Source organism: Kineococcus sp. NPDC059986 (assembly GCF_040702905.1).
GTDB lineage: Bacteria > Actinomycetota > Actinomycetes > Actinomycetales > Kineococcaceae > Kineococcus.
In genome coordinates, this window is sequence record NZ_JBFBND010000010.1 from 140,509 (window position 1) to 155,758 (window position 15,250).

The 15,250-nt window shown below is 74.3% G+C and carries 11 protein-coding genes; 2 read left to right on the plus strand and 9 right to left on the minus strand.

The features are described 5' to 3' along the window. Window positions 1–45: 45 nt before the first annotated feature. Entirely contained in the window at window positions 46–2,307 is a 2,262-nt protein-coding gene (locus AB0637_RS10290) for a peptidase M6 (protein WP_366171930.1), read from the plus strand. Window positions 2,308–2,375: 68 nt separating this feature from the next. Here AB0637_RS10290 and AB0637_RS10295 read toward each other — a convergent pair whose 3' ends face one another. From AB0637_RS10295 to AB0637_RS10325, 7 genes are all read right to left on the minus strand, one after another. Further along, window positions 2,376–4,085, minus strand: coding sequence for a sodium:solute symporter family protein (locus tag AB0637_RS10295; RefSeq protein WP_366171932.1), 1,710 nt, complete (start codon window positions 4,083–4,085; stop codon window positions 2,376–2,378). After that, entirely contained in the window at window positions 4,082–4,387 is a 306-nt protein-coding gene (locus tag AB0637_RS10300; protein WP_366171934.1) for a hypothetical protein, read from the minus strand. Before AB0637_RS10300 ends, AB0637_RS10295 begins: the two co-directional genes overlap by 4 nt. Window positions 4,388–4,494: 107 nt before the next feature. Next, a complete protein-coding gene (locus AB0637_RS10305; protein WP_366171936.1) occupies window positions 4,495–5,802 on the minus strand; it encodes a methyl-accepting chemotaxis protein in 1,308 nt (435 codons plus the stop codon). A 133-nt stretch (window positions 5,803–5,935) separates the two neighbouring features. Next, complete coding sequence (locus AB0637_RS10310; RefSeq protein ID WP_366171938.1) at window positions 5,936–7,483, minus strand: glucoamylase family protein; 1,548 nt, start codon at window positions 7,481–7,483, stop codon at window positions 5,936–5,938. Between the two features lie 220 nt (window positions 7,484–7,703). Further along, window positions 7,704–10,034: a hypothetical protein gene (locus AB0637_RS10315; RefSeq protein ID WP_366171940.1), complete on the minus strand. Its 2,331-nt coding sequence runs from the start codon at window positions 10,032–10,034 to the stop codon at window positions 7,704–7,706. A 60-nt stretch (window positions 10,035–10,094) separates the two neighbouring features. Beyond that, entirely contained in the window at window positions 10,095–10,742 is a 648-nt protein-coding gene (locus tag AB0637_RS10320; RefSeq protein ID WP_366171942.1) for a response regulator transcription factor, read from the minus strand. Next, the gene (locus AB0637_RS10325) at window positions 10,730–11,950 is read right to left on the minus strand and encodes a sensor domain-containing protein (protein WP_366171944.1); all 1,221 of its coding nucleotides are present in this window, start codon (window positions 11,948–11,950) and stop codon (window positions 10,730–10,732) included. The genes AB0637_RS10320 and AB0637_RS10325 overlap by 13 nt, the downstream gene beginning before the upstream one ends. A gap of 158 nt (window positions 11,951–12,108) precedes the next feature. Between AB0637_RS10325 and AB0637_RS10330 the strand changes: the two genes are divergently transcribed. Further along, window positions 12,109–12,324 (plus strand): hypothetical protein, encoded by a 216-nt coding sequence (locus AB0637_RS10330; protein WP_366171945.1) that lies wholly within the window; start codon window positions 12,109–12,111, stop codon window positions 12,322–12,324. Window positions 12,325–12,404: 80 nt separating this feature from the next. On the opposite strand, the gene AB0637_RS10335 is transcribed toward AB0637_RS10330, so the two are convergent. Continuing rightward, window positions 12,405–13,436, minus strand: coding sequence for a cell wall-binding repeat-containing protein (locus AB0637_RS10335; protein ID WP_366171947.1), 1,032 nt, complete (start codon window positions 13,434–13,436; stop codon window positions 12,405–12,407). A gap of 329 nt (window positions 13,437–13,765) precedes the next feature. After that, window positions 13,766–15,250: dihydroxyacetone kinase family protein (locus AB0637_RS10340; RefSeq protein ID WP_366171948.1), on the minus strand; the 1,485-nt coding region annotated here is incomplete at its 5' end.

Consider the following 15,250-nt stretch of genomic DNA (forward strand, 5'->3'; position numbering starts at 1 on the left):
CGCTGAGCAACGCACGGTCGAACCACGGAGGAACTTCGCATGGGGATGAACTCACGGCGCGGAGGGCTTTTCGCCCTCGCCGCGCTCTCGGCGACGGCGCTCGCCGTCCCGGCCACGGCGGCCTCGGCCGCCCCCGCCCCCACCCCGGCCCGGCAGAACGTCCCCACGGACGTCCGGCTCATCGACGGCGACTACAAGGGCGGTGCGCCGCTGCCGTTCACGCAGACGGCGGCCGCGAAGCTCGGCGCCGCGGGGACCGCCGGGGAGCGCAGCACGCTGTCCAGCCCCCGGACGGCGGCGGGCACCTCCTCCGACGCCGACCTCGAGGTCGGGGAGCAGAAGGACTGGCTGTCCCTCGTCGACGGTGGCGTCACCCCGGACGGGGAGGAGGTCGCCGGCGGCATCGACGTCCGCGGGTACACGCTGCGCGGCCTCGGCGACCACATCGAGGTCTGGGTCGCCGACGACCTGAGCTTCCCCGCGGGGGACTGCCGCAACACCCTCGACGGCGGGGCCCTGACGAAGGTCACCGACGAGCAGGCGCAGGGCTTCGCCGACGAGTTCGACGAGAACATGCTGCCCAAGGAGTCCGAGGCCTTCTCCGTCGCGCCCGACCGCGACGGCACGAAGGGCGTCATGGGCGAGGTGTTCCCCGACGCCGGGTACCCCGCCGACTACTGGGTCGGCAAGGGCGACCGCACGGTGGCCCTCATCGACAACGTGCGCGACCAGAACTTCTACGACCCCACGAACGCCAACGGCCGCACGTACATCGCCGGGTTCTTCTTCTCGACCTTCAACGAGCTGCTCGACCGCAACGTCATGACGATCGACGGATTCGACTGGTTGCACCGCACCGGGACCAACCCGCCGGACGACTCCGGCGACGCCGACTACCTCGCCTGTGCCGACTTCCTCGGCCGCCCGGGCCTCGGCGAGCCGAGTCCCCGCACCTACGAGGGCACCTTCGCCCACGAGTACCAGCACCTGCTGGAGTACTACGCCGACCCCGACGAGGTGAACTGGGTCAACGAGGGGCTCTCGGACTGGGCGCAGACCCTCGTCGGCTACGTCGACCCGACGATCCCGCTCGACGACCCCGCCGCCGACAACCACCTCTCGACGTACTACGGCTGGAACCCGCAGGAGAGCTTCGGCGGTCCCGAGCAGTCGCTCACGCAGTGGGGTGACCAGGGCGACCCCGAGATCCTCGCCGACTACGGCGCGGCCTACGCGTTCATGTTCTACCTCCACGACCACTTCGGTGGCGACGCGTTCATGAAGGCGCTGCACGACGAACCCGCCAACGGGCTCGTGGGGCTGCAGACGGTCCTGGACCGGACCGGGCACCGCGTCAAGGCGACCGACGTCCTGCACGACTTCCTCGCCATGAACGCCGTCGACGCGGCGATCGACGCCGGCGCGAAGGTCAAGCGGGGCAACACCGGGCGGCTCACGACGGCGTCGCTGTCGGCGAAGGTCAACTGGGACAACCCGCAGGCGTACGAGTCGCCCGGGGCCCCCGTCAACGGCGCCGACTACGTCCGGCTCCGCTCCCTCGACGGCTGGCTGAGCGACGGTCTCGTCGACTTCACGGGCGCCAAGAACTACCCCGTCGCCCCCGTCGAGTGGACCGCGGAGGACGGGAACCTCGTCTCCGGCAGCGGGGACAACCTCGACCGGGCCGTCGTCCGCACGTTCGACGTCCCGGCGGCCGACCCGACCGTGACGCTCGGCCTCGACTTGGACACCGAGGAGGGCTACGACTACTTCTACGTCCAGGTCTACGACGCCGCGACGGGGACGTGGGTGAACCTGCCCACCGAGGGCGCCGACGAGAACACCGGCGGCCTGTCGGGCACGTTCCAGGGCGAGAAGACCTTCGACGCCTCGCAGTTCGCGGGCCAGACCGTCGACGTGGCCCTGCGCTACGTCACCGACGGCGGGGTCTCCAACCCGGGTGTCACCGTCACCTCCGTCAGCGTCGGCGGGACGCCGGTGGCCGACGCCGGGGACCTGTCGACCTGGAAGTCGCTGACGCAGGCCCACCCGGTCCCGGTCGCCGGCTGGACCGTCCAGCTCGTCGGCTACGACGAGAAGAAGGTCTCCGTCGTCAAGCTGCCGGTCGTCTCCACGCCGTGGGGCTGGAAGACGGTGACCCCCGTGAAGCTCGCCCTGGGGTTCCGGCCCGACGTCGCGGCCGTCCTCGTCACCGCGGACGACCCGACGGAGACCGCGCCGTCGTACGCGCCGTACCAGCTGTTCGCCAACGGCGTGCTCCAGCCCGGGGGTGGGTCGGGCGCCTGACGCCCGGCAGCACGAGGGCCCCGGAACCGCATGGTTCCGGGGCCCTCGTGCGTGCTCGGGGGGCGCGGTCAGACGACCGCGAAGAGCACGTAGCCGCCGACGGCCAGCGTCAGGACGATCACGGACAGCACCGTCGGGTTGCGGTACCAGCCGGCCTCACGCGGTACCGCGCGCACGTCGGCCGGGGTGAGGCTCCACACCAGCCCGCGCAGGTCGGCCTCGGGTTTCGGTGTCCCGCCGCGGGAGGTGAGCCAGCCGACCAGGACGGCCACGACGGTGGCGACGCCGCCGCCGAGGAAGCTGGACCCCTGACCGGACAGGGAGATGACGCCGACCTGGTTGAGGACGAAGACGAACACCGCGCTCACGGTGCCCGAGAGCAGCCCCCAGAACCCGCCGTTGCCGGTGAGCTTCTTCCAGAACAGCCCGAACGCGAACACCGCGAACAACGGGACGTTGAAGAACGAGAACAACGTCTGGATGTAGTCCATGATGTTCGAGAACCCGGCTGCGATGAACGCGGTCCCGATCGCCAGCGCCGTCCCGACCACGGTGACCAGCCGGCCGACCTTGAGGTAGTGCGCGTCGTCGCGGCCCGGGCGCAGCCAGTCCTGCCACAGGTCGTAGGTGAAGACCGTGTTGAAGGAGCTGACGTTGGCCGCCATGCCGGCCATGAACGCGGCGAGCAGACCGGCGAGCGCGACACCGAGGAACCCGCTGGGCAGCAGTTCCCGCAGCAGCAGCGGCACGGCGTCGTTGTAGGTGGCGTCGCTCGGCAGTCCCCGCTTGAGGGCCTCGATGCCCGGGATGAGCACCGCGGCGATCATGCCCGGGACGATGATGACGAGCGCGATGAGGACCTTGGGGATCGCGGCGATGAGCGGGGTGCGCTGCGCGGCCGAGGCGTTGCGGGCCGAGAACGCGCGCTGCACCTCGGTGAAGTTCGTCGTCCAGTACCCGAAGCTCGTGACGAAGCCGAGCCCCAGCACGACGCCGAACGTCGACCCGATCGCCGAGCCGATGCCGGTGAGGTCCTGACCGGGGAAGGCCTGCAGCATGTTCGCGTCGCCGTTGGCCGTGAGCTTGTCGACGAGTCCGTCCCAGCCGCCGACGCGGTGCAGGCCGACGAGCGTGATGGGCACCATCGTCACGACGATGACGAAGAACTGCAGGACCTCGTTGTAGATCGCGGCGGACAGGCCGCCGAGGAACGTGTACGCCAGGACGATGACCCCGGCGACGACGATGGCGAGCCACGTCGGCCAGCCCAGCAGGGCGTTGACGACGATGGCCATGGCGTAGAGGTTCACGCCGGCCAGCAGGACGGAGGCGATCGCGAACAGCAGACCCTGCAGGCGCTGGGTCTTGGCGTCGAAGCGGCGGCCGAGGAACTCCGGCACCGACCGGACCTTCGACCCGTAGTAGAACGGCATCATCACCAGGGCGAGGAACACCATCGCCGGGATCGCGCCGATCCAGTAGTAGTGGAACGCCTGCTCACCGAACTGCGCGCCGTTGGCGGCCTGGCCCAGGAGTTCCGTCGCGCCGAGGTTCGCCGAGACGAACGCCAGACCGGTGACCCACGCGGGCAGGCTGCGCCCCGAGAGCAGGAAGTCCAGGCTCGAGGAGACGCTGCGCCGGGCGATGAGGCCGATGCCCAGGACGATGAGGAAGTAGAACCCCACGAGCAGGTAGTCGATGAGGTGGGCGTCGATGCGCAGGGTGCCGGTCGCCGAGGCGACGGCGCTGCCCACCGCGGCGGGGAACGAGGAGCTCACGCGTCCTCACCGTCCGCGGTGGGGTCAGCGGTGGGTTCAGCGGTGGGTTCCGCGGGGTGCAGCGGGCGCAGCAGCGTCCAGCCGATGAACACCGCGGCCAGCAGCAGCATGCCGATGCCGGTCCAGAGGTTGAGGTTGACGCCGCCGGTCTTGGCGCGGTCGGCGGCCGTGAAGGACACGAGGCCCCAGACGAGGCAGACGACGCCGTAGACGGCGAACAGGCCTCCGATGACGGTGCGGATGTCGAAGAGGACGTCGGCCTTGCGACCGGACGCGGGGGTGTCGGGGTGTCGTGCAGACACGGGATCTCCAGTGACGGGCGGTGGTTGTGCCCGAGCACTTTTGCATGAGGCAACCACATTCGCGAACCCGGGGGTTCCCGGACGCACCCGGACGGGGGTCCTCCGGCTCAGCGTCCGCGGACCGCCGGGCAGGTCGACTGCAGACGTTCGACGACGGCGACGAGGGCGGGCGGAGCGGCCGCGCTGGTCGTGTCGAAGACGACGCCGAGCCCCCAGGCGCCCGGCGCACCCGTCGCGCGGGCCACCGCCCCCGCGAGGTCCAGCGTGCGGCCGCCCTCGGGCCAGTGGACGACGATGCGCGTGCCCACCCCGACGCGCTGCGGGCTCGCGGTCTCCACGCGCGCGCCGCCGAGCCCGAGGTCGAGCACCGTGGCGGGGTGGTCCTGCCCCTCCACGCGCAGGACGACGGCCTGCCGGCACGGGTAGCGCTCGACGCGGCGCCGTTCCATCGTCGCGGCCAGGTCGCCCATGCTGCGGGCGCCGTCGACGGCGGCCGCCACCGAGCCCTGCAGCACCACCAGCGCGCCGCGCTGGGTCTCGGCGACGGACCGCAGGCCCTCGGCGGCCTCGTCGATGCCGGCGATCCGGTCCTGCACGGCGCGCAGGCTCCGCAGGACGGCCTGGGCGTTGGCCTGCACCGCGGCGACCGTCTCGGTGATCTCGTCCGTCGACCCGGCCGTCGTCGCCGCGAGGTCCTTGACCTCGCCGGCCACGACGCGGAAGCCGTCGCCGGCGGCGCCCGCCCGGGCGGCCTCGATCGTGGCGTTGAGCGCCAGCAGCTTCGTCTGGCCGGCGACCTCGGCGATGACGGTGGCCATCGAGCCGACGGAGCGCAGCGAGTCCTCGAGCGCGGCGACGTCCTGGTCGGCTTGCGCGGCCCGGGCGAGGATCTCGCGGGTCGCGGCGGTCGCGGCCGTCGCCTTGTCGTCGATGACGTCCGTGGAGGACTGCACGCTCGCGACCTGGTCCTCGACCTCCGCGAGGCGCTGGACGATGGCCGAGCTGGAGTCGTCGACGACCTCCTGGGCGCGGACCCGCGACTGGCGCTCGGTGAACTGCAGCTGCACGAAGGCGCCGCGGACCTGCTCCTCGAGCCGGTCGGTGGCCGCCTCCTCGGCCCGGGAGGCGCTCGCGAGGAGCTCCTCGTGGGCGCAGCGGGCGGCCCGCTCGGCGCGTTCGGCGCGCACCGCCGACCAGGCCAGGGCGCAGGTGCCGGGCAGGACGGCGAGCCCGGCGGCGGCCGCGAGGGCGGTCGACCAGCCGCCGTCGGTGACGACGTGGCCACCCGCGAGGACGGCCGCGGGGGCCAGTGCGGCCACGACCCGGCCGAGCGGACCGCGACCGGCCGACGCGGCGAGGAAGGGGCGGAGCGCCGCGGGGGGCGCGGGGGTGGACGGTGTCGCGTCGGTGCCCATCGGTCCCCTCCCGTCGACGGTGGCGGGCGACCGGTGGTCCCGGCCGTCCTCGACACTCCATCGGCTCGTCCGGGGCTGAGATCAACCCCCGGGTTGAACGTCTCAGCTCCGGGCCGTCGCGAGGGGGTCCGGGTCAGGCCCGGGTGGCGAAGACCTCCTGCTGCATGAGGGGCCGCAGGGTGCGGGACAGCTCGGCCCCGACGTGCCGGCGCAGGACGTCCCCGCCGAGGGCGTTGCCGAGCGAGGCCATGACCATGCCCTGGTCGAGCGCGAGGAAGCGGTCCGAGACCCGGCCGCTGCGGACGGCGATCGCGTCGAGGAACCCGCCGTCGGTCGTGCAGTCGAAGTCCGCCGCCAGGTTCCTGAGGTTCTGCACCGCCTGGTCGGGGGCGTAGCGCAGGGCGAGGAACGAGGCGTGCGGGGTGACGACACCGTCCCCGTAGGAGGTCGGGGCGGGGGAGCCGGGACGGCAGCCCTCGAAGGCCTGGTCGACGGTCGTGCGTTCCTCGTCGGAGGTGTAACCGGGACCGTCGAGGCCGAGCTGGTCGACGCCGTACTCGCGGTAGCCGCCCGCGGGGTCGTTCGAGGGCGAGAACCCCCAGTAGCCGTAGCGGGCCTCGTCCAGGCCGTGCTCGATCTGGCACTGCACGTAGAGGGGGTGGTTGAGCTTCCACGACCGCGGACCCCACTCGTCCTCGGGGACGAGCAGCGGCACCATGAGCGCCTCGAACATCGAGCCGCCCCAGGTGGGGACGACGAGCTTGCCGCGGTAGGGGAGCGCGCCCTCGAACACGCGGACGCCGCCGTAGGTCCGCCAGGAACCCTGCGGCTTCGTCTCGGTCCAGGAGTAGTCGCAGGAGTCGTCCGGGAACGTGCGGACCGGACCCCAGTAGTGCTCGGGCGGGATCTGCCCGGCGGCGATCCCGAGGTAGGACGCGATGCGGGGTTCGGTGTTGAACGCGCCGTAGTGGTGACCGGTGTACCAGACGGGGTCACCGCCCCGGTAGTTCCCGACGACCGCGGCGTCCTCGTCGGGGTCGACGTCCCAGAAACCCCCGCGCAACTGCCCGCCGGGGGCGTTCTCCGCCGCGTCGTAGTAGTACCCGAAGTCCATGCGGCGGCGCAGGTCTCGCGCCTGCCGGCGCAGCGACGGCTCGGCGCGCTCGACGACGAGCAGCGCCGCGGCCAGCCACCCGTTGTCGACCGAGGAGAGGAAGGGTTTGACGACCTCACCGGAGGAGGGGAACACCGTGAGCTTGCGGCCGTCGGCCGGGTCGTACCAGTTGTAGTACATCCCGCTCGGCTCGTGCCGTTCCAGGTGGGCGATCGAGTCGAGCGTGCGGGCCAGCCGGCGGCGGGCCTCGCCGCGGTCGAGGAGGCCGATCTCGCGGGCCGCGACGGTCGACCACAACCCGCAGCCGATGTTCGTCGGGGACGTCTGGTGCCCGCGCGAGGCGGCGGAGAGGTCGGCGCCGATGTCGTCGGCGGCCAGGCCGGAGGCGGGGACGGTGAGGGCGTCGAGGCAGCGCCAGGTCTGCGCGGCCCAGGTGCGCAGTTCGGGGGCGGGCCGGGGGCGGGGGGCCGCGAGGGCACTCGGGGCGGCCGTGGCGAGGGCCCCGGCGGCGAGGCTGCCGGTGAGGAACGTGCGGCGGTGCATCGGGCTGGTCAGCGGGCTGGGCATCGGAGCTCCCGTGGGGTCGTCGGCGGTGACGTCGCAGCGATGTATGCGCTTACTGCGCGTCCCAGCCTGCCCCCGACCCGTCCCGCCGTCAACCCCGACCCCCACCCTCCCCGCTCCCGCACCCCCGGCGGAAAACACTCTTTCCGCCCTCTGAGATCGATCCCAGAGGACGGAAAGAGTGTTTTCCGCCTCGGGCTGGGGTTGGGGGCCGGGGGCAGGGTCAGGGGATGCGGACGCCGGCGCCGCGCATCTTCTTCTTCTGGCGCTGCAACGACTCCTTGAACGACCGCAGCACCTTCGTCCCGCGGCGGCGGTAGCCGAGCAGGTCCATCGCGGTGTCGAGGACGGCGGCGTCGGCCGCGGTCACGCCGAGGTCGGCGTAGGCCAGGGCCACGGCCGCGTCGACCGTCGCGGGCGGCGTCTGGTCGATGTTCGGGTTGCCGCCTCCGAGCACGGCGACGAACTCGCTGACGGCGCGCTGCGCGTCCTGGGCCGACCCCAGCCCCTTCGGGAACGACTCGACGGGGACGGGGGCGGCGAGGACGGCGGGCACCGGGGCCTCCTCGACCACGGGGGCCAGGGCGCGCACCTCCTCCGCGAGCGCGCGGGCGACGGCGCGGGCGTCGGTCGACCAGTCCGCCACCCGCACCAGGCGGTAGGGCAGACCGGCGGTACGGGCGCGGGCGGGCCGCACCACCTCCCGGTCCTGCACGCGCCAGGACGCGAGCGCGTCCTCCAGACCGACGAGCAGCCGGGCGCCGCCCTCGCGCAGTTCGAGGTCCGCGGCGGTCGGCGGGCCGGCGACGACCTCCACCCCGGTGCCGGACACGGCGGCGGTGACCGCCTCGACGAGCGTCGACGGCTGCGTCCGCAGCGGCACCGACACCGTCCCGACGGCCGCCCCCACGCGCTCCCAGGCGGACCCCTCGACGCCACCCGCCGTGCCCAGCAGCACGAGCTGCGCGGCCCGGCCGGCCGCGTCCGCGAGTCCGGCCGCCGGGAGGAGGTGGGCGTCGTCGACGACGAGCACCTCGTCCGCCTGCTCATCCGACTGCTCGTCCGACTGCTCGTCCGACTGCTGCGGCCCGGCCCCCACCTGCACCGGCCGGGCCCGGGCCCCGGACAGGGCCAGCTGCAGCTCCCGTGCCCCGCGCGCGCGACGCTGCTCGTCGAGCCGCCGGAACTCGTCCGCGACCCTCTCGACGGGTGCGCCCCCGGGGGCGGAGTCCTCCAGCGCCGCCCGCCAGTGGGTCCCGTCGACGAGGCGGGTGATGTCCGACCGGCCGGACCCGGCGGGCACGGCCGCGGCGAGGTCGCCCAGACCCTCGGCGTCGACGGCCGCGCGGTCGCCACGGGCCTGCGCGGCCCGGCTCACGTCCCGGAGCCGGTCGACGACCTGGCCCAGCCGGTCGAGCTCCGGGTCCACGGGCACGTCGGGCACCACGTCGGCGACGGCGGACAGGTTGCGGCGCAACGGCTCCAGCAGGTCCACCAGCTCGCGGCGGGACGCGGCCGGGGCGGGGGCGCCACCGAAGGCGGCGGCCCAGTCGCGCTGCAGGGCGCCGAGGACCTCGACGTCGGCGGGCCCGAACGAGGCCCCGTCCTGCCGCAGGGCGGCGAGCCGCTTGAGCTCGCGCCGCCGCTCCCGCTCCTCGGCCGACAGGAGCGAGCGGGGCTGGCGGGCCAGGACGGCCGAGGCCTGGGCGAGGTCGGTGCGCAGGGCGGCGGGGACGTAGGTCCGCAGGACCTCCTCCACGCGGGCCAGCAGCGGCAACCCGGCCGCGAGGTCGGCCGTCGTCCGCGGCCGCCAGCCCGTCTCCCCGGCCAGGCGCTGGACGAGGGCGGCGAGCCGGTCGAGCCGGCCGGGGAGCTCGTCGAGGTCACCGTCCACGGCGGCGAGGCGGTCGTCGGGGACGCCCCGCAACGGGTCCTCACCGGCGGTGCGGGCCCTGTCGAGGAGGTCCACGACGCGGGCCCGGTCGGCCGCGGACCACGAAGCCGCGGCAGGCAGCAGCGGCGGGTGCAGGTGCTCCGCCCACAGCGCCGCGAGCCCGGCGACCTGCTCGGCCCGGCTGGCCCCGGCCGCCTCGGCGCCCCCGCCGAACCAGGCGCGGTGCCGGCCGTCGAGGTCGCGCAGCACCGTCAGCCAGCGGTTCGGGTCGGCGGCCGGCAGGTCCGCCCCGCGACGGCTCGGGTCCTCCGGCACGTCCGCCAGCAGGTGGGCGAGCCCGAGCCGGGCGAGCTCGGCCCGCGCCCCCTCCGTGCAGGACCCGGGGAGCAGACGCACCGAGCGGCCGGTCGCGGCGAGCGCGGCCAGCAGCCCCGCCAGCAGCACCGGTCCCTCCTCGGCCCGGTCGACGACCACGGGGCGGCCGGCCAGGGCGAGGTCGGCGACGAGCTGGTGGCGCGAGGTGGCCCCCTCCGGCAGCAGCGACACCGTCGCGGGCGCGGCGGGGACGGGCACCGGGGACGCCTGCGGAGAGGCGCCGCGCAGGACGGCCAGGACGTCCCGGTGGTCAGCGCCGGCGGGGTCGTGGGGTGCGGTGCTCACGCGGCGAAGCTACCGGGTGCCGGGGTGGCCGACCGGTCGGCACGGAGGGCGGTCGGAGGGTCACACCGCGCGCAGGTACCGCAGCACGGCGCTCACCCGGCGGTCCTGCTCGTCGGCGGGGGAGAGGTCGAGCTTGGCGAAGATGCTGCGGATGTGCTTGTGGACGGCGCCGTCGCTGACGACGAGCCGGCCGGCGATGGCCGCGTTCCCCAACCCCTGCGCCATGAGGCCCAGCACCTCGCGCTCGCGGGCCGACAACCGGTCCAGTCCTGCGTCGGTGCGGGTGCGGGTGAGCAGCTGGGCGACCACTTCGGGGTCGACGGCCGTCCCGCCGTCCGCGACGCGGTGCAGGGCCTCGAGGAACTCCTCCACCCGTCCGACGCGCTCCTTGAGCAGGTACCCGACCCGCCGCGCGCCGCCGGCCAGGAGGTCGGTCGCGAACGCCTGCTCGACGTGGGCGGACAGCACGAGGACCGCGAGGTCGGGGTGGGTGCGGCGCGCCTGGACGGCGGCGCGGATCCCCTCGTCGGTGTGGGTCGGCGGCATCCGGACGTCGACGATCGCCACGTCGGGCCGGTGCTCGTCGACCGCGGCCAGCAGCGCGTCCGCGTCGGCCGCCGTGGCGACGACGTCCAGCCCTTCCGCCGCGAGCAGCAGCGCCAGCCCTTCGCGCAACAGGGCGTCGTCCTCGCCGATCACGATCCGCACGGCAACCGCACCTCCACTCTCGTCGGCCCGCCCGGCGGGCTGCTCAGCCCCAGGGTCCCGTCGAGGGCCTCGACACGGCGCCGCACCCCCGTCAACCCCGACCCCGACCCCGACGCCGTCGTGGCACCACCGCGACCGTCGTCGGTCACCACGACGTGCAGGACCTCCCCGCGCCGGTGCACCGACACCGCCGCGGCCGCGGCCCCGGAGTGCCGGGACACGTTGGTCAGCGCCTCGGCCACCACGAAGTAGGCGGTCGCCTCCACCGACGCCGGACAGCGGGGTTCGACGGCCACCGCGACGCGGCAGGGAACACGACAGTCCGCGGCCAACCCGGCGACGGCGGCGGCCAGACCCCGGTCCAGCAGGACCGGCGGCAGGATCCCGCGCACGACCGCGCGCAGTTCGGCGAGCGCCTCCTCGGCGGCGGTCTGCGCGCGGGCCAGCAGTTCGTCGGCGGTGGCGGGGTCGCGCACGAGGGAACGTCGTGCCGCCCCCAACAGCACGCTCACGCCGACGAGCCGGTTCTGCGCGCCGTCGTGCAACGACCGTTCGATGCGCCGCAGTTCCGCGGCGTGCGCGTCGAGGGCACCCGCGCGGGTCGCGGTGAGTTCGGCGACCCGCAGCGACAGGTCGACGTCCGCGGGCGGCCGCAGCAGCGCCCGGGACACCCCGGACTGGGCGCGCGCGAGGGCGGGCAGGCCGGGAACGGAGAGCAGCCCCCACCCGAGTCCCAGGCCGGCGACCGCGAGGGCGTCCGGCCAGGTGCGCACGGTCCACCACCACGGGGAGGGGTCCTGGCCGTCCGGGACGAGCCACCACCAGAGGGGGAACGACAGGTCCCGCACGGCGTAGACGGGCAGCAGGACGCCCGCGAGGCCGAGCGCGAGACCCACCGTCGCGTGCGGGAGCAACCACCGCAGGTCCCTGCGCCACAGTCGGTCCGCCACGGCATCGCGGATCCGGTCCGGCCCCGCGCCGAGCGTGGGCGCCCCGGTGCGGGCGCGTTCGCGGTCGGCCAGCCGACGCACCCCCCGCAGGGCCGGCGGGGCCACCAGCACCCCGACCCCCACGGCGCACAGGACCAGCACGACGAGCAGCCACGCGCTCAGCAGGAGGGCGACGAGTGCGGTGCCGAGCCCTCGGCCGAGGTCGAGGAAACCCTCGCGGGAACGGTCGTGGAACCGCCGTCCGGCGGACTGGCGCATGGGACCTCCGGTCGTCGCCGTGCGCCGACCGTACCCACGCCGCGGGCTCGTCGTCGGTAGCGCCTGCACCACCGGCCGACGGCAGCGCGCGGGATGTCCCGCACCCGTCCGTTCCGGCGACGGTGGTGGTCAACCCATCCAGACACCAGGAGGAACCCGTGGACGACCCGCAGAACCCCGCACCGCAGGAGCACCGCGCGACCGTTCGGACCGGCAGCTGGTTGCTGCTCGTCCTCGGGCTGACCGTCAACGTCGCCGGTTCGCTGGGGTTCCTGCCCCTGGCGGCGGGTGTCGCCGGCGGGGTCGTCGTCGCCGTGGCGGTGGCGGTGCTCGTCCGCGGGGGGCGCGCGGGGCGCCGGTTTCCCCGGCCGTGACCGCCGCACGGGTGGGGTGACCTCTCCGGTCACCCCACCCGTCGTCAGGAGTTCAGCAGTTCGTGGTCAGCAGTTCGTGGTCAGCAGGTCGTGGTGAGCGCCTCGGGCGTGACGGACGTCGGGCCGCCGAGCACGATCTCGGCGGAGATGTCCTTGTTGCCCTGGACGTACGTCGCCAGCGAGGCCGGCGTGCACGCCTGGGGCAGCAGCAGGACCGGAGCGGCGTTGACGGCTGCGGCGGGAACTCCGGCGAGGGCGTCGGGGAAGTTGTCGCCCGTCGCGATGACCACCGTGGTGGCGTCGGGGAACACGGCCGTCGCGACGGCCGCGGAGGTGTCGTAGCGGTCCGCGCCGCCGATGCGCGTGGCGTTCGCCGGGTCGCTCGTGCGGCCGGCGACGGTCGCGGCGACGGCGTCGCTCACGGACGAGGAACTGCCGACGACGAGGCTGGAGGCGAACGTGTGCTGCGCCATCCACTGCGCCACGGGCGCAGGGATCGAGGTGGGTTCGGTGATCATCACGGGGACGCCGGCGGAGGCGGCCGCGGCCCCGCCGGAGAGGGCGTCGGGGAACGTGTCGCCGCGCGTGACGACGACGCCCTCGGGGTTCGGGAAGAACTTCTCGGCGACGTCGACCGCGGTCTCGTAGCGCGACGCCCCCGCGATGCGCGTCACGGTGGCTCCCGGTGCGGCCGTGCCGATCGCGGTGAGGACGGCGTCCGAGACGCGGTCGGTGCCGCCGACGACGTAGACCGTCGTCGGCGTGAGCCGGGCGAGTTCCGTCGCCGTCGCGGCGGGCAGGTCACCGGCGCGGGTCAGCAGGAGCGGTGCGTCGAGGGAGGCCGCGGCCGGACCGGCCGTGAGCGCGTCGGCCGGGGCCTCACCGCTGGCGATGAACACCGTGCTGCCGCTGGAGGGCTGGAACGAGCCCTGCGCGATGACGGCGGCCGTCTCGTAGCGGTCCGCGCCGGCCGCGCGGACCAGGCCGACGTACGGGAACGGCGTCCCCACCTTCGGCACGGGGGTGGCGGCCTGCGCCGCGCCGATGCCCACGGTCGACAGGAGGGCGGTGGCGGCGAGGGCGGACAGGGTCGAGCGGCGGACGAGACGCATCGTGGTTCCTCTTGTCGCTGGAGACGGGGCGTCGTCGCCCCCGCGATCGCGAAACTAGGACATGGTTGCCCGCGGCGCCCTTCGAGAGCGCGGACTCACCCGGACGGCGGAACCGCACGACGTGCGCCGAGAGGGATGAGCACGAGGGGTGGCAGGAAGAGGATCCACTGCGGCAGCGTCAGCACGTCGGCTCCGGAGGCGTCGACCCCGACCAGCAGGAGGACGACGGCGAAGCCCGCGCACAGCGGGGTCCGGGTGGGGGGTCGTCGTCACGGAGCGCCGGACCTACCGGCCCGTCGTGACGACGATCCCCCGGGGGTGAGGGCTCTTCAGAGCTTCTCGGCGACGGTGCGCGTCACCAGCGCGAGCGAGACGGCCCCGGCGTCGGGGTGACCGATGGAGCGTTCGGCCAGCGGCCGGGCGCGCCCGATCTGGGGACGCAGCTGCTTCGTCGCCTCGGCGGCGTCGGTGGCCGCCTGCGACGCCGTGGTGAAGGCCGTCTTCAGGTCGTCACCGGCGGCGATGCGTTCCGCGAGGGTCTCCGCGAAGGGGACCTGGGAGTCGAGCATCGTCTTGTTGCCGACGCGGGCACCCGCCAGTCGCATCACGGCCTCCACCGACGCCGTGGCGCCTGCGGAGACCTGCTCCGGCGTCGGGGTGCCCTCGTCACCGAGCTTCTCGGCGAACGCGTGCAGCAGCACGCCCCAGATCACCCCGGACGTCCCGCCGGCCCGGTCGGCCCAGGCGCCGCCGGCCGCCGACAACGTCGACGCGGCGCCCGCCCCTGCGTCCGCGGCGGCCCGGGCTGCCTGCGCGGCCGCGACGGAGCCGTTGACCATGCCGGTGCCGTGGTCGCCGTCACCGGCGATGGCGTCGATGCGGCCCAGTTCGGCTTCCGCGTCCTTGAGGACGTCGCGCACGGCTTCGATGAGCCCGGCGATCTGCTGCCCCGACTCCTGCGCCGCGGCGGGGGTGCCGCTGTAGTCGGCGACCTCGTCCTCGGGGACGACGTAGGTCGGCGCCGGGGTCGTCTCGATCGTGGCGCCGACGCTCAGCGCCGGGCACTGCGCCGGGTCGGTCCACAGCTTCTCCAGCTCCTCGTCCAGCCACGTCACCGTCAGCGAGCAGCCAGCCATGTCCAGACTGGTGACCAGTTCCCCGACCTGCGGGGCGACGATCTCGTAGCCCGCCGCCCGCAGCTGCTTCGCGATGGGGACGTAGAGGAGGAACAGTTCCTCGTACTTGGTTGAGCCGAGGCCGTTGACCAGCACCGCGACCTTGCCGGAGTCCGGGGCGCCCTCGGGCCTGCCGGCGAGGACCTTCTCGACCAGCAGGGTCGCGATCTCCTCCGGCGTGCCGATGGGCTCCTCGGAGATCCCCGGCTCGCCGTGGATGCCCAGGCCGATGGCCATGTTCCCCGGTGTCACGGTGAACAGGGGTTCGCTCTCACCGGGCAGGGTGCAGCCGGCGAAGGCGATGCCCATGGAGCGGGTTACGTCGTTGGCGTGGCGGGAGATGCGTACGACGTCGTCGAAGGTGTAGCCGGCTTCGGCGGCGGCGCCGGCGATCTTGAAGGCGACGACGTCGCCGGCGATGCCGCGCCGTTCCCCGTTGGCGCCCTGGCCTTCGGAGGCGACGTCGTCGGTGACGACGAGCAGTTCGGCGCGGATGCCTTCGGAGCGCAGGCGTTCGGCGGCGAGGCCGAAGTTGAGGATGTCGCCGGCGTAGTTGCCGAAGCCGAGCAGGACGCCGCCGCCGCGGTGGGCGGCCTTGGCGACGTCGTAGACCCAGCGGGTGGAGGGGGAGGCGAAGAC

Coding starts and splice junctions, on each gene's coding strand:
- AB0637_RS10335 (WP_366171947.1), bottom strand. CDS start 13,436: ATGCGTCTCGTCCGCCGCTCGACCCTGTCCGCCCTCGCCGCCACCGCC.
- AB0637_RS10310 (WP_366171938.1), bottom strand. CDS start 7,483: ATGCCCAGCCCGCTGACCAGCCCGATGCACCGCCGCACGTTCCTCACC.
- AB0637_RS10305 (WP_366171936.1), bottom strand. CDS start 5,802: ATGGGCACCGACGCGACACCGTCCACCCCCGCGCCCCCCGCGGCGCTC.
- AB0637_RS10290 (WP_366171930.1), top strand. CDS start 46: ATGAACTCACGGCGCGGAGGGCTTTTCGCCCTCGCCGCGCTCTCGGCG.
- AB0637_RS10325 (WP_366171944.1), bottom strand. CDS start 11,950: ATGCGCCAGTCCGCCGGACGGCGGTTCCACGACCGTTCCCGCGAGGGT.